Source organism: Streptomyces sp. NPDC040432, assembly GCF_055595445.1.
Genome location: NZ_JBVIVP010000034.1, coordinates 20008 through 44480, shown reverse-complemented (window position 1 = coordinate 44480; position 24473 = coordinate 20008). Strand labels below are relative to the sequence as shown.

The following is a 24473-nucleotide window of genomic DNA, read 5'->3' as shown; positions in this document are numbered from 1 at the left end:
GCCCGGGGGGAGACTCGGCTCCAGGTCGTGCTCACCCGCACGGCCCGTTCTTCCACGGCGGCCGAGGGGACGGAACGCGAGTGACGGACCGCGCGGGCATACCTGACGGTGCCGGGCCGGCCGGGAGCCCTCCGAAGCCCCCGGCCGGTCGCAGGCGCCGGATGCTGCGCTGGATCGGCCTCGGCCTGGCCCTCCTCGTGCTCACGGGTACCGCGGTGGGGTGGTGGCTGTACGCCAAGCTGGACGGGAACATCACGGCGGACGCGTCGGCCGCCGCCGAACTGGAGCGCTACGAGCGTGAGCGCCCGGCGCACCTCGGGACGGGCGCGCAGAACATCCTGCTGATCGGCTCGGACTCCCGCGCCGGTGCGGGCAACTCCGGCTACGGCCGGGACCGGGGCACCCAGCGTTCGGACACCACGATCCTGTTGCACCTGCCGAAGGACCGCAGGAGCGCGACGGCGGTGTCGATACCGAGGGACCTGATGACGGACGTCCCGAGTTGCCTGAAGCCCGACGGCACCCGCACCGGGGAGCGGTTCGTCCAGTTCAACTGGGCCTTCGAGTGGGGCGGGGCCGCCTGCACGATCCGTACGGTGGAGAAGCTCACCGGGATCCGGATCGACCACCACATGGTGGTGGACTTCGGCGGGTTCAAGAGGATGGTCGACGCGGTCGGCGGGGTGGAGGTCTGTCTCAAGGAGCCGGTGGACGACACGGAGGCGCGGCTGCGGCTCACGGCGGGGCGCCATCTGCTCCGGGGCGAGCAGGCCCTCGGCTTCGTCCGGGCCCGGCAGAGCCTGGGCAACGGCAGCGACACCCAACGGATGCAGCGCCAGCAGCAGTTCCTCGGCTCGCTCGTCAAGAAGGTGCAGGGCAACGGGGTCCTGCTGAACCCCGCGCGGCTGTATCCGGTGCTGGACGCGGCGACCTCGTCGGTGACCACGGACCCGGGGCTGGCCTCGCTGCGGGGGCTGTACGAACTGGTGCGGAGCGTAAGGGACATACCGACCGAGCAGGTCAAGTTCCTGACGGTGCCGCGCCGTCCGTACCCGAGCAACCCCAACCGGGACGAACTGGTCGAGCCGGACGCGGACCGGCTGTTCCGGCAACTGCGCGAGGACCGGCCGTTGACGATCACTCCGCCCGATCCGGAGTCGGACCGGGAAGGTGGCCAGGACCTGCGGGAACGTGCGGACGCCCGCGCGGAGGACGAAAGCGCGGCCGACGCGGACGGGAAAATCGGAACCGGCGCCACCCCCACCCCCGTCCCCACTTTCACGGGAACGACCGCAGGTCAGGCCGATTGCCGGTAAAGCAATCCAAAAAGCCGGGATCCGACCGCGCCGCTTGGGGGTTTTGGCCCGTTATAAGGGGAGTGGATTTTGTCCCCGGCATGGTTTGCTGCCGACCCGGCCGGATAAGGTGAGCGATCCGGTGCACCGGCCGGCCAAGAGGCCGTGCACCAGCAGCCGGATCGTTGACCGCGCGCCTGGGGGGAGGCGCGTCGCGAAGCACCGACGGAGGATTCGAGCAACCGTGGATGCGCAAAGCCGTGGGCGGGCGGACGAGATCGACCCCGCAGACCAGTGGGTCCTCAATCCCCGCACTGGCAACTACGAACTGCAACTGGGCCATTCCCCTGCGCAGCCGCCCACCGTCGCGCCCCCGCGCAGATCCCGCCGCAGAACCCCGGCCGGCCCCGAGGCGCCCGCGACTCCCTCCCCCGCCGTTCCCAAACCCCGTCGGGGCGACGGACCGCCGGGAGGACGGCGCGGCGGCGGACGCTCGCGCAAGGCCGGCGGCGCCCCGAACCGACGCCGCAAGCGTCTGGCGGTCACCGGCGGAACCCTGGCGTTCCTGCTGGTCGGCGGCGCGGCGGGGGCGTACCTGTACTTCGAGCACCTGAACAGCAACCTGAACGTCATCGACACGGGGCGCAAGGCGGGCAGCTTCAAGAAGGACCAGCCGATCAACATCCTGGTCATCGGCACCGACAAGCGCAGCGGCGCGGGCAACCAGGGCTACGGGGACACGGACAGCGTCGGCCACGCCGACACCACGATCCTGTTCCACGTGTCGAAGGACCGCTCCAACGCCACGGCGCTGTCCATCCCCCGCGACCTGATCACCGACATCCCCGCCTGCCCGACGAAGGTGGACGGGTCGGTCAAGGACATCCCCGGGAGCAAGAACACCCGCTTCAACAACAGCCTGGGCCAGGAGGGGCGGGACCCGGGCTGCACGATGCGTACGGTCGAGGAGCTCACCGGCGTCCCCGTCGACAACTTCATGATGGTCGACTTCAACGCCGTGAAGGCCTTGAGCACGGCGGTCGGCGGGGTCCCGGTGTGCGTGGAGAAGGACGTCAAGGACGAGGCCTCCAAACTCGACCTGAAGGCCGGCGAGCACCGGCTGGAGGGCGAGCAGGCGCTGGCCTTCGTCCGGACCCGACACGCGTTCGGCCTCAAGAGCGACCTCGACCGGATCAAGACCCAGCAGCAGTTCCTGGGTTCGATGATGCGCGAGATGAAGTCCAAGGAGACCCTGACCAGTCCGAAGAAGTTCTTCTCGCTGGCCGAGGCCGCCACCAAGTCGCTGACCGTGGACCAGGGGCTCGGCTCCATCGGCAAGCTCACCGACCTGGCCGGTGAGTTGAAGGACATCGACCTCAAGAACGTCACCTTCACGACGCTCCCGGTGATCGACAACCCGAACGATCCGCCGAACCAGAACCTGACCGTCGTCGTCAACTCCGCCCAGGCCGACCCGCTGCTGGAGATGATCCGCGGCGACGTCTCGCTCACCGAGGTGGAGAAGCAGAAGGAGGCCGCCAAGGAGGCGGCCGACACCGAGGCGAAGAACAAGCAGGACGCGCTGCTCCAGGGCAACCGCGCGCCCGCCGGGGACGTCCGCGTGGAGGTCTACAACGGCGGCGGGCCCTCGGGATCCGCGTCCACCACCTTGACCTGGCTCCAGCAGAGCAAGGGCGTCTACCGGGCGAGCAACCACGGCAACGCCTCGGTGAAGCTGGGCAGCACCCAGCTGGAGTACGCCCCCAACCAGGCGGACCAGGCCCGGGCGCTGGCGGACATGATGGGCCTGTCCGCGTCCGCGCTGAAGATCGGTACGACGGACGCCGCACCGAAGGCCCCGATGAAGTTGACGCTCGGCGCCGACTTCAAGGAGCCCGGTGCCCCGCTGAACCCGGCCGCGGCGACTCCGCAGCAGGCGCCCGAAGGGCTCCAGCGGCTGGAGGCGGACAAGGCGGTCTGCGCGAAGTGACCGGTCGACCGACCGGTTCGGCGACGACGCCGGACCGGGCCCGCCGGCGGGCACCGACCGAACAACGCCGCCCGCCGGTGGCACGCACAGGAAGACCGCCGAAAATAACGGGCGGTAGCCGGTAGGACCGGCACCACACCGACGATAGTGATCTTGAGGGGGGTACGCGTGAGGCACAGCAGCGTGCGGGGGGAGGGGGCGCCCGACCGGGCCGCCGGTGGCATATCCGGCGGTGCGGAGGCCGCCGGCACGGTACCCCCGCAGAGACGGGGTTCCGGCTCCGGAACCGCGGGCGGCGGGGGCCCGGTGCGGCGGCGCAGACGCCGCACCCTGCTCTGGGTGGCGTCCGTCATGGCGTTCCTGATCCTGGGGACCTCCGCGGCCGGGTTCCTCTACTACCGGCACCTCGACGGGAACATCCGCAGCGGCCAGCGCCTGAGCGGGGACAGCGGCGTCGAGAAGTCCCGCGCCAACGCCAAGGGCCAGCGCCCGCTGAACATCCTGCTGCTCGGCTCCGACAGCCGGAACAAGCCGGAGAACCTGGAACTCGGCGGCAGCCACGACAGCGTCGGCGCCCCGCCGCTCGCGGACGTGCAGATGCTGCTCCACGTGTCGGCCGACCGGGAGAACGCCTCCGTGGTGAGCATCCCGCGCGACACCCGGGTCGAGATACCCGAGTGCACGGACCCGAAGACCGGGGAGAAGTTCAAGAAGGTCACCGCGATGATCAACGAGACCCTCGGTCGCGGTGGCCCCGGCTGCACCCTGGCCACGTGGGAGAAGCTGACCAACGTCTACATCGACCACTGGATGACGATCGACTTCACCGGCGTGGTGCAGATGGCGGACGCGATAGGCGGGGTCCCGGTCTGCGTCAAGGACAACGTCTGGGACCGCGCCCTCGGCACCGACGGCGGCGGCTCCGGCCTCAAGCTCCCCGCCGGCACCACCAAGGTCAAGGGCGAGCAGGCCCTCCAGTGGCTGCGCACCCGTCACGCCTTCAGCAGCGACCTGGGCCGGGCCCAGGCGCAGCACATGTACATGAACTCGATGATGCGCGAGCTCAAGGGCCAGAACGCCTTCACCGACGTCGGCCGGATCACGGCCCTGGCCGAGGCGGGCACCAAGGCGCTGGAGGTCTCCGAGGAGATCGGGTCGGTCAAGAAGCTCTTCAACCTGGCCATGGAGCTCAAGCACGTACCGACCAACCGCATCACCATGACGACGATGCCGACCTTCCCCGACCCGCGGGACCAGAACCGGCTCGTGGTGAACACGGCGGACGCCGAGAAGATGTGGACGATGCTCCGCAAGGACATCGCCTTCGACAAGAACGGCGCCCCCAAGAACCCCGACGCCTCCCCGAGCGCGCAGCCGTCCCCGGGCTCCCCGCAGCCCGCCGCGAGCCCCTCGCAGCCCGGAACTCCCGTCCAGGACCCGTCCAAGGCGCCGGTCACCGCCAACGACAAGATCGCCGTCCACGTGGTCAACGGCACCGCGGCCGGAATGCCGCTGGCGCCCCAGCGGGCGAGCACGGTCGCGGAGGCACTGGTCGCGAAGGGCTTCACCTCGGCCCGCGCGGACAGCGCGCTGACCCCCGAGAAGACCACCGTCGTGCGCTACCCGACCGCGGACCTCGCCGACGAGGCGCAGAGCGTCGCGGCCGCGCTGGGCATCCCGGCGACCGCGGCGCAGCAGTCGGCGCAGGTCTCCCGCATCACGCTGATCGTGGGCGCCGACTGGCGCGAGGGCTCCGCGTACCCGCAGCAGGCGCCGCCCGAGGCCGGTTCGATACCGGACACGGCCGACGCCCTCAACGGCTCCGACAGCGGGGCCTGCATGGAGGTCTACAAGCCGTACCGCTGGTAGGGCCGGCGGTGGGTGACGCGAAGGGGTGGCCCCGTCCCGCGAGGGAGGGGGCCACCCCTTCCGCGTACCGTTCAGACCGCGGAGGGGTCCCGGCGCACCGACGGGCGGCGGCCGGCGACGACCTTCGCCGCGAGCGAGCGCGGGCTGGTCAGGAAGCCGAAGCCCCAGCACATGTGCATGGTGGCCAGGGCCACCGGGATCCGTGCCCGGGCCTTGAGCGGGAGCCCCTTGCCGGCGGGCACGGAACCGGCGGTGATCGCCGCGAGGTAGCCGGCCGGGACGACGAGGGCCCACGGGGTGAGGGTCGCGCCCGCCACCAGGCCGGCCGCGATGGCGCAGACGGCGGTGGGCGGGGCCAGGTAGCGCGGGTTGATCGAGCCGGAGTGGTGGCGGGCCACCACGTGCCGCCAGCGGCCGTAGTCCTTGTACTGCTTGGCCAGCGCCCGTACGGACGGGCGGGGGCGGTACCGGACCTTCAGCTCGGGTGAGAACCAGACGAGCCCGCCGGCCTCGCGGATGCGGAAGTTCAGCTCCCAGTCCTGGGCGCGGATGAACTCCTCGTTGTAGCCGCCCTGCTGCTCCAGGGCCTCGCGGCGGAACACGCCGAGGTAGACGGTCTCGGCCGGCCCGGCCCGGCCGCCCGTGTGGAACGCGGCGTTCCCGACGCCGATCTTCGAGGTCATCGCGGCGGCGACGGCTTCCTCCCACGCGTTCTCGCCCTCGGCGTGCATGACGCCGCCGACGTTCTGCGCGCCGGTCTCCTCCAGGAGCCGGACGGCGGTGGCGATGTAGTTCGGGGAGAGCAGGCCGTGGCCGTCGACGCGGACGACGATCGGGTGGCGGGACGCCTCGATCGCGGCGTTCAGGGCGGCGGGCGTACGGCCGGTGGGGTTCGGGACGGTGTGGACCCGCGGGTCCTCGCGCACGAGCTCGGCGGCGATCTCGTCGGTGCGGTCCGTGGACGGCCCGAGTGCGATGACCACTTCCATCTCGCCCGCGTACTCCTGTTCGAGTATGTGGCGGACGGAGTCACGCAGATGGCGCTCCTCGTCGAGCACCGGCATGATCACCGAGACTGCGGGCTGCTGCGCGGGCATGTGGTCCTTCGAGGTCGGGTATCCGTGTCACGTTACCGCGTACGGGGGAACCGGGTGCGCGCCGGACAGCTGGTACGGACAGAGGCTGATCGTATGGGCCTACTGTTCTGACGAATCCGAAGATCAGACGACCGTTGCCCTGCTGTTCCCCCGCGGAGGTGTCCCTCGTGCCCCAGCCGCACCGTCCCACCCGACCCGCCAGGCCGCCCCAGCCGCAGCGCGCGCGGCGGGGCGGCCCCCAGGCCCGGCGCCGGAGGGACAGACCCCGGTGGGGGGTGCGGATCGCGGCCGGGGTGGCGGTCGTGGTGCTCGGGTCCGGGGCGGTCGGGCACGCGGTGATGACCGGCCTGGACACCGGGATCCAGCGGGTGGACCCCTTCAAGGACATGAAGAACCGCCCCCAGGCCGGACACGGCCTGAACTTCCTCCTCGTCGGCACCGACGGCCGGGACAGGATCTCCAAGGAGGAGAAGCGGGAGTACCGGCTCGGCGGCGCGCCCTGCCGCTGCACCGACACGATCATGCTGGTGCACCTGTCCGCCGACAAGGAACGGGCGAGCGTGATCAGCCTGCCCCGCGACAGCTACGCCGAGGTCCCCGCCCACCACGACCTGGTGACCGGGAAACCCCACAAGGCCCACCCGGTGAAGCTCAACGCCGCCTACGCCGAGGGCGGGCCCAACCTGACCGTGCGCACGGTCGAGAACATGACCCGGGTGAAGATCGACCACTACTTGGAGGTCGACTTCACCAGCTTCATGAAGACCGTCGACGCCATGGGCGGCGTCGAGATCTGCACGGCCAAGCCTATGCGCGACACCTACACCGGCCTCGACCTGCTGCCCGGCACGCACCGACTGACGGGTGGCCAGGCCCTGCAGTACGTGCGCTCCCGCCACATCGACGGGGCCTCCGACCTCGGCCGCATGCAGCGCCAGCAACGGTTCGTCGCCGCGCTGATCAAGCAGGCCACCGGGAGCGGGGTGCTGCTGAACCCGGTGAAGTTCAAGGAGGTCAGCTCCACGCTGCTGGGCTCCGTCCGGGCCGACAAGGACTTCGGCTCCGAGCAGATGCTGGCCCTGGGCCAGGCCATGCGGGACTTCACCCCCTCGTCGTCCGAGTTCGCCTCGGTCCCGGTCGGCGACGCCTCGTACGCCGTCAAGGGCATCGGGTCGACGGTGAAGTGGGACGCGGCGAAGGCCGCCAAGCTGTTCGAGTCGGTCCGTCAGGACCGGCCGCTGGCCCCCGCCCGCACCCGGAGCACCGCCCGACCCGCCGCGGTACCGGTCGACGTGCCGCCGAACCAGATCAAGGTGCGGGTGGAGAACGGGACCCGGATCGACGGCCTCGGCGGCCGGGTGGACTCGGCGCTGCGCGCCACCGGCTTCGACACCACCGGCACCCCGGGCAACGGCGCGGGCCGGGACGTGCGGCGGACGGTGATCGCCTACGACCCCCGCTGGGACCGCTCCGCGCGCACCGTCGCGACGGCCCTGCCCGGCAGCGAGCTGCGCGCGGTGCCGCGCCAGGGCCGGACGGTGCTGGTGATCGCGGGCACCGACTACTCGAAGGTCGTGCCGGTACGGGCGGAGGACCCTTACCAGGGCACGTTCGGGGTGGTTACCGGCGACCAGGTGGTGTGCGGGAAGTGACCCCGCCCGGCCGGGCGGGGCCGGTCAGTCCGGTCAGTCGTCGAGGCCCTCGGCGGACCGGCGCTCGCGCAGCTCGGTGATCGCCCTGCGACGGGCGAGCCGGTGCGTGCGGCGGATCTGCGCCTCCTGGTTGCGGCGCTCGTCCTGCTCGGTCTCCGGGAGCACCGGCGGGACCTGGCGGGGCTTGCCCTCGGAGTCCACCGCCGTGAACACGAGGTAGGCGCTGCCGACCTGGGTGGCGGGGGTGGACTCGTTCCACCGCTCGGCCAGGACCCGCACGCCGATCTCCATGGAGGAGCGGCCGGTCCAGTTGCACTGCGCCCGGACGTGGACCAGGTCACCGACCCGGACCGGGGCCAGGAAGGCCATCTCGTCCATGGAGGCGGTGACGGCGGGACCGCCCGAATGCCGACCGGCCACGGCACCCGCCGCGTCGTCCACCAGCTTCATGATCACACCGCCGTGGACGGTGCCCAGGAGGTTGGTGTCGCTCGCGGTCATGATGTGGCTGAGGGTCGTGCGGGAGGCCGAGACGGGCTTGCCCTGCGGTTCGGCCGGTATGTCTGTCATACAGCCACCTTAAATCGGTACCGCAGGCATCAGGTGTGCAACAGCACCGGTACGAACCCCCCACCGGGGTGTCGTCCGACACGCCCGGGCAGGCATTCTTGTCCGCATGAGTGACTGGGACGGGTGGAGCGGCGAGCGCGACGGGCGCGGCCGCCGCGATGACGGGTACGGACACGGCAGCGGGCAGGCCCAGCCGGAGGGCGCGCAGCGGATGCGTCACGTCCAGCGACAGCCGCAGCCCCCGCAGCGCCCGGCCCGACCGCCGGTACCCCCGCAGTCGGCGCCCCCGGCGGGTCCGCCCGCCCACGGGGTCCCGCCGCAGCAGACCCGGAGCCCCGGCGACGGCGGCTACGACAGCGGCTGGAACACCGGCCAGGTCTACGGTTCGCCGTCGGGCCCCGGTGGACCGGGACGTCCCCCGGCCGGCGGCGGCACCGGAGGGCCCGGCCCGGCCCGCGGGGCCGTCGACTGGCGTCGACGCATCAAGGTCGGCTCGATCGTCGTGGCCTCCGTCCTCGTGGTGACCACGATCGGCACCTACTTCTGGGCGGACTCCAAGGTCCGCCGCGAGGTCGCCCTCTCCAAGGTGATCGAGCGCCCCAAGGAGGGCGACTGCACGACCTACCTGATCGTCGGCTCCGACAGCCGCGAGGGCATGTCCGCCGAGGAGAAGAAGAAGCTCCACACGGGCTCCGCCGAGGGCAAGCGCACGGACTCCATGATGATCCTGGCGAAGTGCTCCAGCGGGAACACGATGATCTCGCTGCCGCGCGACTCGGACGTGGAGATCCCCTCCTTCGTCGGCTCCCAGTCCGGCAAGAAGTTCCCCTCCCAGGGCCGCCGGGTCAAGCTGAACGCCGCCTACGCGGAGGACGGCCCGGAGCTGCTGGTGCGGACGGTGGAGTTCAACACCGGCCTGCGCATCGACCACTACGCCGAGATCGGCTTCGCCGGCTTCGCGAACATCGTGGACGCGCTCGGCGGGGTCGAGCTGGACATCGAGAAGGCGTTCAAGGACGAGAAGTCGGGCGCCGACTTCCAGGCGGGCCGCCAGACCCTCAACGGCGAGCAGTCGCTGGCCTTCGTACGGACCCGCTACGCCTTCGCGGAGTCGGACCTCCAGCGCACCAAGAACCAGCAGAAGTTCCTGGCGGCGCTGGCGAGCCAGGCGGCCACGCCGGGCACCGTCCTCAACCCCTTCTCGCTCTACCCGGTGATGGGCGCGGGCCTGGACACCCTGATCGTGGACGAGGACATGGGCCTGTGGGACCTGGGCCAGATGTTCTTCGCGATGAAGGGCGTCAACAGCGGTGACGGCGTGTCGATGAACATGCCGATCTCCGGCCAGCGGGGCGGGAACCTCGTGTGGGACAAGGCGAAGGTGAAGCAGCTCGTCAAGGAGATCCAGAACGACGAGAAGGTCACCGTTCGCGGCAACTAGCCTGGTAGAAATGGGTAGTTGGGATGTGAACGGCGCCCGATCGCCGGCCTCGCGATGCCCGGGCGGGTGGAGTGGATGAGAGATGGGACACTTGTGGGGGGCCTGGCTGGCATTGCCGTCGTGACTTCACGACACTGACTTGCTGGCCGGTACGGCAGGTTCTGGGGGGCTTGGCGGTCATCGGCCCCCGCCTGCCACCACCCGTCCAGGAGACCAGTGATGCTCTTGCCCGCCAGCCCGCTCGACGCCCTCGCCAAGTCGCCGCCGCAGGTACCGGAGGCCGACGTCCCGGGCCGGAGCGACCCCGGGGCACAGGCGGACCGGCCGGTCGCCGCCGTCCCCCGGGTCCGGGTTCTCGACGGGCTGCGACTGGTGGCGGCGCTCGCGGTCGTGGCCTTCCACCTCACCGGCGACGCGGTCTGGGGCGACGGCCGGGCGACGTTCGGCCTGCTGGGCCACATCGCCCCGTACGGCTGGCTGGGCGCCGGCTTCTTCTTCATGATCAGCGGCTTCGTCATCTGCATGTCGGCCTGGGGCAAGTCCCTGGGCCGGTACGTCCGCAGCCGCGTGGTGCGGCTCTACCCCGGGTACTGGTTCTGCGTCCTGGCGACGACGGCCGCGCTGTTCGTCATCCCGCAGGCCGCCGGCGGGGACCACCCGCTGACCCTCTCGCGCGTCCTGACCAACCTGACGATGCTCCAGGCCCCCCTCGGCGTGACGGACATCGACGCCTCCTACTGGACGCTGTGGGTCGAGGCACGCTTCTACCTGATCTTCGCGGTGGTCGCTGCGGTGGGACTGACCTACCGCCGCGTCCTCACCTTCTGCTGGATCTGGACGATCGCCTCGCTCGTCGCGCCCGACTCCGGCTTCCCCCTGCTCGACACGCTCGCCAGCCCCGGCTGGTCGCCCCTGTTCATCTCCGGCATCGCGTTCTACCTGATCCGCCGCGAGGGCCCGGGCCGGGCCGAGCTGTGGCTGCTCCTGGCTCTGTCCTGGCTGCTGATGCAGCGCCGCATGATCGACATCATGAACGTCTACAACCCGAAGACGTTCAAGCTCTCTTGGACGGTGTGCGTCGTCATCGTGTCGCTCTGCTACGTGGTGATGGCGGGAGTCGCCCTCGGCTGGTTCGACCGGATCAACTGGAAGTGGCTGTCCGTCGCCGGCGCGATGTCGTACCCGCTCTACCTGATCCACCAGGCCATCGGTGTGGCCGTCATCGGTCACTGGCGCGGCTCGCTGAACCCGTACGTGCTGGTCCTGGCCCTCGTCATCGGCTCGGTGGTGGCCGCCTACCTCATCCAACGGTTCGTGGAACGGCCCGGCGGTGCCGCTCTCAAGCGGTTCTTGGAACGACGTCCGGCGGCCGTGCGCGGCTGATTCGGGATTCGGACACGAGGAAGGGGCACCCCGTATGGGGTGCCCCTTCCTCGTGTCCGAATCCCGAATCAGCCGTGTCAGCCGACGACCTTGTAGAGGACCTGCCCGTTGGGGCCCTTGCGGACCTTGGAGATGGCCTTGTCGGTCGGCGGCAGGCCGCCCTTGTCCTCCCACTGGAGGATCCACTTCACGTCGTACCGGTGCAGGATCTCCAAGCGCTCCTCGCGCGAGGTGCCGGCCGCGAAGTAGCGGTCGGTGTCCTTCGCTCGCCGGTCCTCGTCGGGCAGGAAGAAGTCCGGGTAGCCGGCTATGACGGTGTAGCCGCCGTAGCCGGGGAGCATCTCCGCCGTCTTCTGGTCCGTCATGAAGACGTCGCCGTAGCGGGCGTACTTGGTGGTCCAGTAGTACGTCGGGCCGGCCTGCCAGGCGCCCTCGGTGACGGACTTGGGCAGCGCGTCCTTGCGCAGAACGAAGCCGAGGGCGTCGTTCTGAGCCCACGCTCCGAACACGAGGCCGAAGCCGACCAGAACGCCGAAGACGGTGCGCAGCAGGCGCGTGCCTCCCTCCACGACGGCGATCGCGGCGGCGATCTGCGCCGGGATCACCACGGCGGGCTCCGCACGGCCCCAGGACCACTTCTCCATCAGCCCGCCGGCCACGACCATCGCGAGGGCCAGGGCGAACCAGATGACCAGGGGGTCACGGCGGTTGCGCGCAAAGCGCAGGGCGAGCGCGGCCACGCCGATCAGCACGAAGCAGTACCGCAGGAACAAGTCGCTGTTGTACAGCGACCAGTGGATGTCCTCCAGGCCGCCGGCGCTGAAGAGGGAGAAGAAGGAGTAGTACGGCCACAGCACCAGCACCGCGAGGCCCGTCGCCAGGGAGGCGGCCAGCTTGAGCCAGGTCGCCTTCACCGGCCAGGGGCGTGCCGCCCCGAGGACACCCATGGCACCGAAGGTGATGACGACGCCGGAGAACTGGTGGCTGAGCATCAGCACGGACCACAGCGCGCCCAGTCCGATGTACGCCGACCAGCCGGTGTCGGTGCCCCGGCGCAGCGCCTTCATCAGCAGGGCCAGGAAGTGGAAGCCCAGGCCGGTGGTGAAAGTACTCGGATAGGAGACGTTCAGCGAGAGCGAGGTGAAGGCGAGGAAGCCGCTCCACACGAAGAACTGCGTGCCCCAGAGGAACATCACGCACAGCACGGCCAGCGGCGGGGCCGCACGATGGCGGGTGAGCTGCCGGGTGAAGTGGTAGATGCCGGTGACCAGCAGCGCCAGGCCGACGATGGCGGCGAACCGCAGGATGTTGAAGGTGTTGAACCCGGTCGCCTTGCCCAGCAGGGCCAGGACCACCATCCACGGCGAGTAGTAGGGGCTCGTGGTGTCCGAGTCCACCATCGGGTTGCCGGGGTCGGTCAGGTCGTGCCGAAGGCGCTCGATGGTCGCCGCGTGCACGCCCATGTCACCGATCCAGGGCAACCTGACGATCATGAAGGTGAACAGGGTGAGCAGCACCAGTGTCGCCCCGTGCAGGACGGCGAGAAGGCGGCTCGGCGCGAACGGCTCGCGCCACCAGGGCGTTGCCCCGGTTCCGTCCGCGGTCTGTGCCCGGCCTGCCTCGGCGTCGGGCCGGGGTTCGGCGGAACGGGGCAACGGCTCGACTGTACGACTCACGTGGCAGACACCTGGATCGGAAGAGGGACAAGGGGACGCACCCCGTACACCGGGGGCGTACGGGGTGCGGCGTACGGCGCGCGCCGTACGGAGGTCAGCGCTTGCCCGCGCGGGCGCGGAGCTTCCACGGCATGGCGATGGACTCCAGCTGGACCGCGAGGTTCATCTTGGACTCGCCGACGGTGCGGTCCTCGAAGTGGATCGGGACCTCCATGACCTGGAAGTTCCGGCGCAGCGCCTTGAACTTCATCTCCACCTGGAAGCTGTAGCCCGCGCTGCCGATCGACGCGAGGTCGATGGCCTTGAGCGCGTCGGCGCTCCACAGGTTGAAGCCGCCCGTGATGTCGCGGACACGGGTGCCCAGGATGGTGCTCGCGTAGGCGTTGGCCCAGCGGGACAGCAACTTGCGGTGCGCGCCCCACGCGTCGGACAGGGTGCCGCCCGGAACGTAGCGGCTGCCGACGACGAGGCCGGCGCCGGTGGAGCGGGCGACGCCCAGCATCTCGGCGATCTTGCCGGCGGGGTGGGAGCCGTCCGCGTCCATCTGGAGCACGTACTCGGCGCCGTCCTCGACGGCCTTGGCCATGCCGGCGGCGTAGGCACGGCCGAGGCCGTCCTTCGCGGTGCGGTGCAGGACCGACATGCGCGGCTTGCCGTCCTCGGTGAGGAAGCCCTCCGCGAGTTCGTCGGCGATCTTGCCGGTGCCGTCGGGCGAGGAGTCGTCGACGATCAGCAGGCGCAGGCCCGGCTGGTCGAGACCCATGAGCAGCTCGACCATGCCCGGCAGGTTGCCCGCCTCGTTGTACGTGGGCATGACGACGGTGAGCGGGGTGTGCGCCCAGGTGTCCGGAAGCTTCGTGTTCGCGACGTCGGTCGCGCGGGGGGTCTGCTGCTCGCCTATCACAGGGTTATGCCTCACTGGAGTTGGTCACCGGTCCGAGGAGAAGCGGACGGCGGCAGCGGGAAGTTCCGCCTCGCACCACACCCGCACCCCCGCGCGAAGTTCGTTGTCGGCCCCTACGACGGCGCCGTCACCGATGACCGCGCCGTTCAACACCGTGCGCGACCCCACCGAGGCGCCGGCGCCGATGAGGCTGGCGTTCACCACCGTGTCCGGGCCGAGGGTCGCACCGTCCAGCACGATCGAGCCCTGGACGACCGCGCCCGCTTCGATCCGGGCACCGGCACCCACCACCGTACCCCCCGACAACTTGGCGCCGTCGGCCACCTGAGCCCCGGGGAGGACGAGGGCCTCACCGCGCGGACCGGGAACGGCCGGGGAGGCGACGATGCCGCGCACGAGGTCGGCCGAAGCCTGGACGAAGGACTCGGGCTTGCCGAGGTCCAGCCAGTAGGTGTCCTCGGTCACGCCGTGCAGCTTGGCGCCGGTGGCGAGCAGACCCGGGAAGGTCTCACGCTCGACGGATACCGATCGGCCGGCCGGGATGGAGTCGATCACGCTGCGGCGGAACACGTAGCAACCGGCGTTGATCTGATCGGTGATGATTTCCTCGGGGGTCTCCGGCTTCTCGGTGAAGGCCAGCACCCGCCCCTCGGAGTCGGTGGGGACCAGACCGAAGGCGCGGGGGTCATCGACCCGCACGAGGTGCAGGGAGACGTCGGCGTCGGCCTCCCGGTGGGAGTCGACGAGGCCCGCGATGTCCAGGCCCGTCAGGATGTCACCGTTGAAGACGAGTACGGGGGAGTCCGGGCCACCGGTCAGGCGCTGCGCGGCGTTGCGGATGGCTCCGCCGGTGCCGAGCGGCTCGTCCTCGACGACGTACTCAAGGGTGATGCCGAAGTCGGAACCGTCACCGAAGTAGGGCTCGAAGACCTCGGCGAGGTAGCAGGTGGCCATCACGATGTGCGTGACACCGGCGGCGGCGGCCCTGGCTATCTGGTGGGCGAGGAACGGAACGCCTGCGGCCGGAACCATCGGCTTGGGGGTGTTCACCGTCACGGGGCGCAGTCGCGTCCCCTGCCCGCCAACCAGCAGGATCGCTTCCGTCATTGTTTTCTCCCCAACCGGTTCGGGCGTACGAAGGTTCAAATTTAGCCCATCCGGGGACATGCCAAGGCCGGTGGAGGCCTCTGTGGGGCTTCCTCCGGCCACGTTCGGATCACGGGCGGACGCCTCGGCGGGGGCGGGTGTCATGTGGGGCGTCGGACCGCACCCGTCACGGAGGGCCTCCGATGCGACACATGACGGACAGTCGCCTGTTCGGGCCGACATCACCGCTGGTGAGAGCGTTGTTCACGGGCTGGTCGGGCCGGTGTCGACGGCGGGCGGGCGGGCGTCCGAACGGTTCCGGGCGGGGGCGCGGCCGACGACGATCGTCGGCCGTCCGTCCCCAACCTGTCGGCAACCCGTTACCAACGGACGCCCGCAGTGCCGTGCCGAGGCTGCCTCCCGCAGCAGGGAAGCCCCCGTTTCGACGGGGGCTTCCTTGGGGCTCGTGGTCCCGTTACGGCAGGTTGCGCGCCATGACGATGCGCTGGACCTGGTTCGTACCTTCGTAAATCTGCGTGATCTTCGCGTCGCGCATCATGCGCTCCACCGGGTAGTCGCGCGTGTAGCCGTAGCCGCCGAGGAGCTGGACGGCGTCCGTGGTGACCTCCATGGCCACGTCGGAGGCGAAGCACTTGGCCGCGGCGCCGAAGAACGTGAGGTCCTCCTTGTCGCCCCCGGCGGAGACGCGCTCCGACTTGGCGGCGGCCGAGTACGTCAGCTGGCGGGCGGCCTCGATCTTCATGGCCATGTCCGCGAGCATGAACTGCACGCCCTGGAAGTCGCCGATCGGCTTGCCGAACTGCTTGCGCTCCTGGACGTAGCCCTTGGCGTAGTCCAGCGCGCCCTGGGCGATGCCGAGCGCCTGGGCCGCGATGGTGATGCGGGTGTGGTCGAGGGTCTTCATCGCCGTGGCGAAGCCGGTGCCCTCGGCGCCGATCATGCGGTCCGCGGGGATGCGGACGTTGTCGAGGTAGACCTCGCGCGTCGGGGAGCCCTTGATGCCGAGCTTCTTCTCCGGGGCGCCGAAGGAGACGCCCTCGTCGCCCTTCTCCACGACGAAGGCGCTGATGCCCTTGGAGCGCTTCTCGGGGTCGGTCACGGCCATCACCGTGTAGTACTCGGAGACGCCCGCGTTGGTGATCCAGCGCTTGACGCCGTTGAGCACCCAGAAGTCCCCGTCGCGCACGGCGCGGGTCTTCATGCCGGCGGCGTCCGAGCCCGCGTCGGGCTCGGAGAGGGCGTACGAGAACATCGCGTCGCCCTTGGCCAGCGGGCCGAGGTACTTGGCCTTGAGCTCCTCGGAACCGGAGAGGATCACCGGGAGGGAGCCGAGCTTGTTCACGGCCGGGATGAGGGAGGAGGACGCGCAGACGCGGGCCACCTCCTCGATCACGATCACGGTGGCGAGCGCGTCCGCGCCGGCGCCGCCGTAGTTCTCCGGGACGTGGACGGCGTGCAGGTCGCTGGCGACCAGGGCGTCGAGGGCCTCCTGCGGGAAGCGGGACTCCTCGTCGACCGCGGCCGCGAACGGCAGGATCTTCGCCTCGGCGAGCGAGCGGACGGACTCGCGGAGCATGTCGTGCTCCTCCGCCGGGCGGTACAGGTCGAAGTCGGCAGAACCCGCCAAGATCTCTCACTCCCCAAGGTGACACACGATGCTAACTACCGTTAAGTAACCCAAATCTTAGTGTCCGGCGCCCCGGCAGCGATATGTACGGCGCACGTGAGCTGCGTGACAGCGGGGAGCGTCCCCCGCCCGGGGCCCGACTATGCTCGGTTGCCGCAAACGGCCCCGCACCTCTGGAGCACTCATGGCCCCCCTCAAGATCACTGTGATCGGCACCGGCTACCTCGGCGCGACGCACGCCGCCGCGATGGCCGAGCTGGGCTTCGAGGTACTGGGGCTGGACGTGGTCCCGGAGAAGATCGAAATGCTGGCGGCCGGTCGGGTGCCCATGTACGAACCGGGGCTGGAGGAACTGCTCGCCGCGCACGTCGCCGGTCTGCCCGGCTCCAGCGGGCGGCTGCGCTTCACCACCTCCTGGGAGGAGGTGGGCGCGTTCGGCGACGTCCACTTCGTCTGTGTGAACACCCCGCAGAAGCACGGCGAGTACGCCTGCGACATGTCGCACGTCGACGCCGCCGTGGAGTCGCTGGCCCCGCACCTGACCCGGCCCGTGCTCGTCGTCGGCAAGTCCACGGTTCCCGTCGGGTCGGCCGAGCGGCTGGCGGCGAAGCTCACCGCGCTGGCCCCGGCGGGTGAGGACGTCGAGCTGGCCTGGAATCCGGAGTTCCTCCGCGAGGGCTTCGCCGTCGAGGACACCCTCCACCCGGACCGGATCGTCGTCGGCGTCCGCGGCGACCGGGGCGAGAAGCTGCTGCGCGAGGTGTACGGGACGCCCCTGTCCGAGGGCAGCCCGATGGTGATCACCGACTTCCCGACCGCCGAACTGGTCAAGACGGCCGCGAACTCCTTCCTCGCCACGAAGATCTCCTTCATCAACGCCATGGCGGAGGTCTGCGAAGCCGCCGGCGGCGACGTCGCCAAGCTCGCCGAGGCCATCGGGCACGACGACCGCATCGGCTCGAAGTTCCTGCGCGCCGGCATCGGCTTCGGCGGCGGTTGCCTGCCCAAGGACATCCGCGCCTTCATGGCCCGCGCCGGTGAGCTCGGCGCCGACCAGGCCCTGACGTTCCTGCGCGAGGTCGACTCCATCAACATGCGGCGCCGCGGTCACATGGTCGAGCTGGCCCGCGAGGCGGTCGGCGGTTCCTTCCTCGGCAAGCGGGTCGCCGTCCTCGGCGCCACCTTCAAGCCCGACTCCGACGACGTGCGCGACTCCCCCGCGCTCAACGTCGCCGGTCAGATCCACCTCCAGGGCGGTCAGGTCACCGTCTACGACCCCAAGGGCATGGACAACGCCCGCCGCGTCTTCCCGACCCTCGGGTACGCCGACTCGGCGGTCGAGGCCGCCCGCGGCGCCGAGGTCGTCCTGCACCTCACCGAGTGGCGCGAGTTCCGCGACCTCGACCCGGCCGCGCTCGGCGAGGTCGTCACCGACCGGCTCCTGCTGGACGGCCGCAACGCCCTCGACCCGCTGCGCTGGCGCGCCGCGGGCTGGACGTACCGCGGCATGGGGCGGCCGCACGCGTGACCCCGGCCGGGCCGGTGGAGGTCGGGCGGGACGTGAGGTGACGTCCCCCCGTTTCCGGGGTGTTCAACACAAAATACGGACAAATCGACTGGGTAGACTTCGGGCCGATGACCACGACCAGCACCCCACCGACCAGGGCGCCCGAGGCGTCCGCGTACGCGACGGCGGCCCCCGACACCCGTGATCGGCGACGGTCCTCGGCCCTACGGGGGCCCGGGGCCCTGCTGGGCATCGCGGGCCTCTGGGTGGCCGCTCGGGCGGCGATGCTGTGGATGCTCGTCAACGACTTCCACGCGTCGAGCATCGTCCGGGTCGAGGTCACCGAGACGTACTACGACTGGTACCACGTCCTCGTCACGTGGACCGTGCCGCAGGACGACGTCATGTGGCAGTACCCGCCCGCGGCGGCGGCCGTCTTCCTCTCCCCCGACCTGCTGCCCTTCCTCACCTACTTCCAGGCCTTCGTCGCCCTGACCGTGCTGTGCGACGGCCTGATCCTCCTCGGGCTCGTGCGGGCCGCACGCCGCTACGACGGCAGCATGGCCGGGGCGGTCCTGTGGCTGGTCTCGCTGCCCCTGCTGATGGCGACCCCGTTCGCCCGCTACGACGTCCAGGTCACCCTGCTCGCCGTCGGCTCGCTGCTCTGCCTGCGCCACCGGCCCCGGCTCGGCGGCGTCGTCGCCGGCATCGGCGGCGTGGTCAAGGTCTGGCCCCTGCTGACCCTGCTCGGCACCCCGCGCGGCAGGTCCACCCGCGAGGCCGTCACCGCCGCCGCCCTGTCGTGCGTCGCGCTGCTGGCCGTCTTCGCCGCGCTGTTCCGCGACTCGCTGGGCTTCCTGGGCAACCAGGGCGACCGGGGCGTCCAGATCGAGTCCCTCGGCGGGTCCGTGCTGATGGTGGCCCGCCTCGCCGACGTGTGGCCCGGCGGGATCCGCTTCCAGTACGGCGCCTACGAGTACGTCGGCCCCCATGTGCCGGAGATCGCGCGGGCCTCCCTCGCGCTGACCCTGATCGGCTTCCTGCTGCTCGTGCTCTGGCGCGTCAGGGCCAACCGCTGGTCGCCGGCGACCCCGTTCGACGCCGCGCTGTGCGCCATCATGATGTTCACGGTCACCAGCCGCGTCATCAGCCCGCAGTACCTGATCTGGCTGCTCGGTCTCGCGGCCGTCTGCCTGAGCTCGCGCCACACCACCCAGCGTCCGATCGCGTGGCTGCTCGCGGTCGCCGCCGCGCTCACCTCGCTGATCTTCCCGGTCCGGTACGGCCCGGACATCCTGGGGACCACCGGGCTCGGCACGCTCCTGCTGTGCGCCCGCAACGGCATCCTGCTGTACGCGACCGTGTGGTCCGGTCTGCGGCTGTGGAAGGCGACCGTCGTTCCCGAGCCCGCGCTCCCGACCGCTCCCCGGAGCACCTCCTAGGCGGTCCTGCGGTGTTGGGCGGCGCGGGCCGTGAACTCCACGCCGCGCAGCACCCGCTGGGCGTTGCCCCAGGTCAGCAGGGCGAGGTCGGGGTCCGACCAGCCCCGGTCCAGGAGTTCCGCGATCAGCCTCGGATAGCCCGAGGGGTCCGTCAGACCGGCGGGGCGGGGGCGTCCCCGCTCCGAGCCGAAGGCGGCGCCGAGGCCGACGCCCTCCGGGCCGGCGAGCGCCCGTACGTGCTCGACGTGGTCCGCGACCGCGTGCAGGGAGTCGCCCGTGCGTTCCGTGTCGAAGGTGACCATCGCCAGCCCGTTCGCCGCCCGCAGGGCGAGCAGCACCTCGTCGGTGACGTTGTCCGGATGGGGGTTGAGGGCGTGCGCGCCGGCGTTCGACACCACGACCGGGGCCTTCGAGGCCGCCGTGACGCGGCAGGCCACGGCCGGTGCGCAGCCCGTCAGGTCCAGCAGCATCGCCAGCCGGTTCGCCTCCCGGACCACCTCGTGGCCGAAGGCCGTCAGGTCGCCGTCGGCCCAGGGGGCTCCGGCCGGCGCGACGATCCGTACGCCCAGGGCGTGGAAGGCGCGCAGTGCGCCGAGTGAGTCCGTGAGCGTGCGGCCGGGAACGGGGCCGAGGAACGAGGCGATCCGGCCGCGGTTGCGGGCGTCGGCCATGTCGTCGGCGCCGAGCGCGAGGCACAGGCCGTCGGGGTAGCGGCGCATCAGGGCCAGGGCCGCGTCGATCTGTTCGAGGGTGTCGGACACGACCTGGTCGGGGTCGGTGTCGGGGGCCGCCGGGTCCGGGGGCACGAGCAGGGACCAGAACTGCGCGCCGACGCCGCCGGCCCGCAGCCGCGGGATGTCGGTGTCGACGCCCGTGTCGGGGGTTTCGATGTCGTGGTACGGGCTCTGGCGCAGGGTCCACACGAGGGTGTTGCAGCCGTCGGCGACGGGATGGACGGCGAGCAGCGCGGCGGCGCGGTCCAGGGCTCCGGCCGGCCTCGCGGGGGCGGGGCCGGGGGCGGGTGGGTCCTGGGTACCGATGCCCACGGTGTGGGGTTCTTCCTGCAGGTCGGCCATGGCTTTGGCTCCGGTCTCGGCGGCAGCAGGGGGAGGCTGGTGCCACCGTGACACGTGGGGTGTGTGAGCCGCCCGGCGGATGTGGCGTTCGGGTGTTCCCCGTCGCCCGGGCCCGCCCCGCGCCCCGGCCGGTCGGGCCGGTCCGGGCGCGGGTTTCCCGGAGCCCGTCCCGGGCCCGACCCCCGGGCCCGGCCCCCGGCGCCGGTCGGCGCCGGGGCGGCCCGATCAGAGGTGGGCGTTCGACGGGCCCCGGGTCGCCGACAGGTCGGCGGCCACCGACTCCGCGTCCCGCAGCGCTCGTACCGCGTTCGACCAGGTCAGCTTTGCCAGGTCGGGGGTGGACCAGCCGCGGGAGAGGAGTTCCGCGATCAGGTTCGGGTAGCCCGCGACGTCGTCCAGGCCGGCCGGGGTGAAGGCGGTGCCGTCGTAGTCGCCGCCGATGCCGATGTGGTCGACGCCGGCGACCTCGCGCATGTGGTCCAGGTGGTCGGCGACCGTGGCGGGGGTGGCGACGGGACGCGGGTGCGTCTCCTCGAAGGCCCGGTGCAGGGCCATCGCCTCCGGTGTGGTGTCGAGGTGGTGGAAGCCGTGCGCGCGCAGGTTCTCGTCGGCGGCCAGCGTCCAGTCGACGGCCGCCTGGAGGACGAACTTCGGTACGAAGGTGGCCATCGCGACTCCGCCGTTGGCCGGCAGCAGTTCCAGGACGTCGTCGGGGACGTTGCGCGGGTGGTCGCAGACGGCCCGTGCCGAGGAGTGCGAGAAGATCACCGGTGCGGTCGAGACCGCGAGGGCGTCGCGCATGGTCGTCGCGGCGACGTGCGAGAGGTCCACCAGCATGCCGACGCGGTTCATCTCGCGGACGACCTCGCGGCCGAAGTCGCTCAGGCCGCCGTGCCGGGGCTCGTCGGTCGCCGAGTCCGCCCAGTCGATGGTGTCGTTGTGCGTGAGCGTCATGTACCGCACGCCGAGCTGGTGCAGGGCCCGCAGGGTGGCGAGGGAGTTGTTGATGGAGTGGCCGCCCTCGGCCCCCATCAGCGAGGCGATCCGCCCCTCGGCGCGGGCCGCCTCCATGTCGTCCGCCGTCAGCGCGAGCCGCAGGTCGCGCGGGTAACGCGCGATCAGCTGCTCGACCACGTCGATCTGTTCCAGCGTGGCGCTGACCGCCTGGTCACCGGTGTAGTCGGAGCGGACGTAGACGGACCAGAACTGCGCGCCGACGCCGCCGGCCCGCAGCCGCGGGATGTCGGTGTGCAGGTGTGCGCTCTGGTCCGCGGCGATGTCGCGTCGGTCGAGGTCGTAGCGGACCTGCTCGCGCAGCGCCCACGGCAGGTCGTTGTGCCCGTCGACCACCGGGTGCGCGGCGAGCAGCTCCCGGGCCTGCCCGAGCAGGTCCGCCGCGCTCACTTGCCGAATCCGAACGAGTCCGCGCCGGCGACCTTCGTACGGAGCCGCTTGCCCTTTTCGGTGGCCTGGTCGTTGAGTTCCTGCTGGAAGTCGCGCATCCGCGCGAGCAGCTCGGGGTCGTGGGCCGCGAGCATGCGGACGGCGAGCAGCCCCGCGTTGCGCGCTCCGGCGACGGAGACGGTGGCGACGGGGACCCCGGCGGGCATCTGGACGATCGACAGCAGGGAGTCCATGCCGTCGAGGTACTTGAGCGGCACGGGGACGCCGATGACCGGCAGCGGGGTGACCGAGGCCAGCATGCCGGGCAGGTGGGCGGCGCCGCCCGCACCGGCGATGATCGCCTTCAGGCCGCGATCGGCGGCCTGCTCGCCGTACGCGACCATCTCGCGCGGCATGCGGTGGGCGGAGACGACGTCGACCTCGTAGCGGATCTCGAACTCGTCCAGCGCCTTGGCGGCGGCCTCCATGACCGGCCAGTCGGAGTCCGAGCCCATGACGATGCCGATGACGGGGCCGGCGGTGGGGGTGCTCATTCCGTGATCGTTCCTCTGAGGTAGCCGGCTGCGTGACGTGCGCGCTCCAGCACATCGTCCAGGTCGTCGCCGTAGGTGTTGACGTGGCCGACCTTGCGGCCGTGTTTCACGTCCTTGCCGTACATGTGGATCTTCAGCTGGGGGTCGTGGGCCATGCAGTGCAGGTACGCCGCGTACATGTCGGGGAAGTCCCCGCCGAGCACGTTGGCCATGACCGTCCAGCGGGCCCGCGGGCGCGGGTCGCCCAAGGGGAGGTCCAGGACGGCACGGACGTGGTTGGCGAACTGCGAGGTGACCGCGCCGTCCTGGGTCCAGTGCCCGCTGTTGTGCGGGCGCATGGCCAGTTCGTTGACGAGGATGCGGCCGTCGGTGGTCTCGAACAGTTCCACGGCCAGGTGGCCGGTCACGTCGAGTTCCTTGGCGATGCGCAGGGCGAGCGCCTGGGCCTCGCCCGCCAGTTCTTCCGAGAGGTTCGGGGCGGGGGCGATCACCGTGTCGCAGACGCCGTCGACCTGGACGGATTCGACGACGGGATAGGCGACGGCCTGGCCGTGCGGGGAGCGGACGATGTTCGCCGCGAGTTCGCGGACGTACTCGACCTTCTCCTCCGCGAGGACCGGGACGCCCGCCTTGAACGGGGCCTCCGCGTCCTGGGGGGTCCGGACGAACCACACCCCCTTGCCGTCGTATCCGCCGCGCACCGTCTTGAGGATGATGGGGAAGCCGCTCCCCTCGTCCGCGAAGGCGACCGCGTCCGCCGGATCGCTCACGATCCGGTGGCGGGGGCTGGGCGCGCCGATCTCGTCGAGGCGGGCGCGCATCACCCCCTTGTCCGCGGCGTGCACCAACGCGTCGGGCCCCGGTCGGACGGGGATGCCGTCCGCTTCCAGGGCCCGCAGGTGTGCGATGGGCACGTGCTCGTGGTCGAAGGTGATCACGTCGCAGCCGCGCGCGAAGGCGCGGAGCGTCTCCAGGTCGCGATAGTCGCCGATGACGACGTCGCTCACGACCTGGGCCGCCGAGTCCTGTGGGGTGTCACTGAGGATCTTGAATTTGATGCCGAGGGGGATGCCCGCCTCGTGGGTCATGCGGGCGAGCTGTCCGCCGCCGACCATGCCGACTACCGGGAACGTCACCACTCCAGGGTATCCGTCGGTATTCCGCCATCCGGACCCGCATCGTCGCGGGCCCGGATGGCGGACCCGTCGGTTCCGGCGGAGGGGCCGTGTGCCGTGCGTCGCAAGGGGTGCCAACGCACGGACGGAGCCCGCGGGCGACACTTACCATGAACGGGTTGACGAGATCGAGTGACGCCTCAACGAGGGGCGACGACGACGGACAGGGACTGAACCATCACATGAGCACGCCGAAAGCAGCACCGCTGACCGAGCGCTTCCGCGGCCTCGCCCGGGAGGTCATCAAGTTCGGCGCGGTCGGTGGCCTGGGTGTTCTGGTCAATTTCGGTGTGTTCAACCTGCTCCGGAGCACGACCGACCTCCAGACCGTGCGCGCGAACGTCATAGCCATCGTGGTGGCGATCGTCACCAACTACATCGGCTTCCGGTACTTCACCTATCGGGACCGCGACCTCGGCGGCCGGCGACGCGAGATGTTCCTGTTCGTGCTGTTCAGCGGCATCGGCATGGTCATCGAGAGCGGCGTGCTGTACGCGGCGACGTACGGGTTCGGCTGGGACAGCTCCCTGCAGAACAACGTCTTCAAGTTCCTCGGCATGGGTGTGGCGACCGTGTTCCGCTTCTGGTCCTACCGGACCTGGGTCTTCCAGGCGCTGCCCACTCCGGCCGCGCCCTCGCTGGTCGTCGAGCAGCGTGACGGCCACGAGGCGCCGGTGACCGCGCTCGCCCCGGAGCCGGCGGCCACCAACTAGTACGGCTCCGCT

Annotated in this window: 19 protein-coding genes; 9 read left to right on the top strand and 10 right to left on the bottom strand. The window is 70.9% G+C overall.

Annotated elements, in window-relative coordinates; translation table 11 throughout:
* Positions 1-161 precede the first annotated feature (161 nt).
* The 3 genes from ACZ58N_RS36680 (at position 162) to ACZ58N_RS36670 (ending at position 5154) form a co-directional block, all read left to right on the top strand.
* Positions 162-1316, top strand: a complete 1155-nt coding sequence (locus tag ACZ58N_RS36680; protein WP_471169255.1) for an LCP family protein — start codon at positions 162-164, stop codon at positions 1314-1316.
* A gap of 223 nt (positions 1317-1539) precedes the next feature.
* Positions 1540-3285 (top strand): LCP family protein, encoded by a 1746-nt coding sequence (locus tag ACZ58N_RS36675; protein WP_471169252.1) that lies wholly within the window; start codon positions 1540-1542, stop codon positions 3283-3285.
* A 168-nt stretch (positions 3286-3453) separates the two neighbouring features.
* Positions 3454-5154, top strand: coding sequence for an LCP family protein (locus ACZ58N_RS36670; RefSeq protein WP_471169249.1), 1701 nt, complete (start codon positions 3454-3456; stop codon positions 5152-5154).
* Between the two features lie 71 nt (positions 5155-5225).
* Here the strand turns inward: ACZ58N_RS36670 and ACZ58N_RS36665 are convergent, their stop codons facing one another.
* On the bottom strand, positions 5226-6251 hold the full coding sequence (locus ACZ58N_RS36665) for a glycosyltransferase family 2 protein (protein ID WP_471169247.1): 1026 nt from the start codon (positions 6249-6251) through the stop codon (positions 5226-5228).
* Between the two features lie 167 nt (positions 6252-6418).
* Here ACZ58N_RS36665 and ACZ58N_RS36660 point away from each other — a divergent pair, with 167 nt between their 5' ends.
* The gene (locus ACZ58N_RS36660) at positions 6419-7903 is read left to right on the top strand and encodes an LCP family protein (protein WP_471169244.1); all 1485 of its coding nucleotides are present in this window, start codon (positions 6419-6421) and stop codon (positions 7901-7903) included.
* Between the two features lie 33 nt (positions 7904-7936).
* Here ACZ58N_RS36660 and ACZ58N_RS36655 read toward each other — a convergent pair whose 3' ends face one another.
* Complete coding sequence (locus tag ACZ58N_RS36655) at positions 7937-8473, bottom strand: acyl-CoA thioesterase (RefSeq protein ID WP_385580731.1); 537 nt, start codon at positions 8471-8473, stop codon at positions 7937-7939.
* 106 nt (positions 8474-8579) lie between these two features.
* Between ACZ58N_RS36655 and ACZ58N_RS36650 the strand changes: the two genes are divergently transcribed.
* Together ACZ58N_RS36650 and ACZ58N_RS36645 are read left to right on the top strand one after the other, a co-directional pair.
* Positions 8580-9914, top strand: a complete 1335-nt coding sequence (locus tag ACZ58N_RS36650) for an LCP family protein (RefSeq protein WP_471169241.1) — start codon at positions 8580-8582, stop codon at positions 9912-9914.
* 219 nt (positions 9915-10133) lie between these two features.
* Entirely contained in the window at positions 10134-11297 is a 1164-nt protein-coding gene (locus ACZ58N_RS36645) for an acyltransferase family protein (protein WP_471169238.1), read from the top strand.
* A gap of 77 nt (positions 11298-11374) precedes the next feature.
* On the opposite strand, the gene ACZ58N_RS36640 is transcribed toward ACZ58N_RS36645, so the two are convergent.
* The 4 genes from ACZ58N_RS36640 to ACZ58N_RS36625 form a co-directional block, all read right to left on the bottom strand.
* The gene (locus ACZ58N_RS36640) at positions 11375-12973 is read right to left on the bottom strand and encodes a hypothetical protein (protein ID WP_471169235.1); all 1599 of its coding nucleotides are present in this window, start codon (positions 12971-12973) and stop codon (positions 11375-11377) included.
* A 94-nt stretch (positions 12974-13067) separates the two neighbouring features.
* A complete protein-coding gene (locus ACZ58N_RS36635) occupies positions 13068-13877 on the bottom strand; it encodes a polyprenol monophosphomannose synthase (RefSeq protein ID WP_471169233.1) in 810 nt (269 codons plus the stop codon).
* Positions 13878-13901: 24 nt separating this feature from the next.
* A complete protein-coding gene (gene manB / locus ACZ58N_RS36630) occupies positions 13902-14984 on the bottom strand; it encodes a mannose-1-phosphate guanylyltransferase (RefSeq protein WP_471169230.1) in 1083 nt (360 codons plus the stop codon).
* A 454-nt stretch (positions 14985-15438) separates the two neighbouring features.
* Positions 15439-16611, bottom strand: coding sequence for an acyl-CoA dehydrogenase (locus tag ACZ58N_RS36625; protein ID WP_281206420.1), 1173 nt, complete (start codon positions 16609-16611; stop codon positions 15439-15441).
* A gap of 184 nt (positions 16612-16795) precedes the next feature.
* On the opposite strand from ACZ58N_RS36625, the gene ACZ58N_RS36620 reads away from it, so the two are divergent.
* Complete coding sequence (locus ACZ58N_RS36620; RefSeq protein WP_471169227.1) at positions 16796-18139, top strand: UDP-glucose dehydrogenase family protein; 1344 nt, start codon at positions 16796-16798, stop codon at positions 18137-18139.
* A 107-nt stretch (positions 18140-18246) separates the two neighbouring features.
* Complete coding sequence (locus ACZ58N_RS36615) at positions 18247-19560, top strand: glycosyltransferase 87 family protein (protein WP_471169224.1); 1314 nt, start codon at positions 18247-18249, stop codon at positions 19558-19560.
* Here the strand turns inward: ACZ58N_RS36615 and ACZ58N_RS36610 are convergent.
* The 4 genes from ACZ58N_RS36610 to ACZ58N_RS36595 form a co-directional block, all read right to left on the bottom strand.
* A complete protein-coding gene (locus ACZ58N_RS36610; RefSeq protein ID WP_471169221.1) occupies positions 19557-20636 on the bottom strand; it encodes a membrane dipeptidase in 1080 nt (359 codons plus the stop codon). The genes ACZ58N_RS36615 and ACZ58N_RS36610 overlap by 4 nt on opposite strands.
* 225 nt (positions 20637-20861) lie before the next feature.
* Entirely contained in the window at positions 20862-22040 is a 1179-nt protein-coding gene (locus ACZ58N_RS36605) for a dipeptidase (RefSeq protein ID WP_471169219.1), read from the bottom strand.
* On the bottom strand, positions 22037-22573 hold the full coding sequence (purE, locus tag ACZ58N_RS36600; RefSeq protein ID WP_471169216.1) for a 5-(carboxyamino)imidazole ribonucleotide mutase: 537 nt from the start codon (positions 22571-22573) through the stop codon (positions 22037-22039). The genes ACZ58N_RS36605 and purE overlap by 4 nt, the downstream gene beginning before the upstream one ends.
* Positions 22570-23688 carry a 5-(carboxyamino)imidazole ribonucleotide synthase gene (locus ACZ58N_RS36595; protein ID WP_471169308.1) on the bottom strand — a complete coding sequence of 373 codons (1119 nt, stop codon included), beginning with the start codon at positions 23686-23688 and terminating at the stop codon, positions 22570-22572. The genes purE and ACZ58N_RS36595 overlap by 4 nt, the downstream gene beginning before the upstream one ends.
* Before the next feature lie 242 nt (positions 23689-23930).
* Between ACZ58N_RS36595 and ACZ58N_RS36590 the strand changes: the two genes are divergently transcribed.
* A complete protein-coding gene (locus ACZ58N_RS36590; protein WP_471169213.1) occupies positions 23931-24461 on the top strand; it encodes a GtrA family protein in 531 nt (176 codons plus the stop codon).
* Positions 24462-24473: the final 12 nt, after the last annotated feature.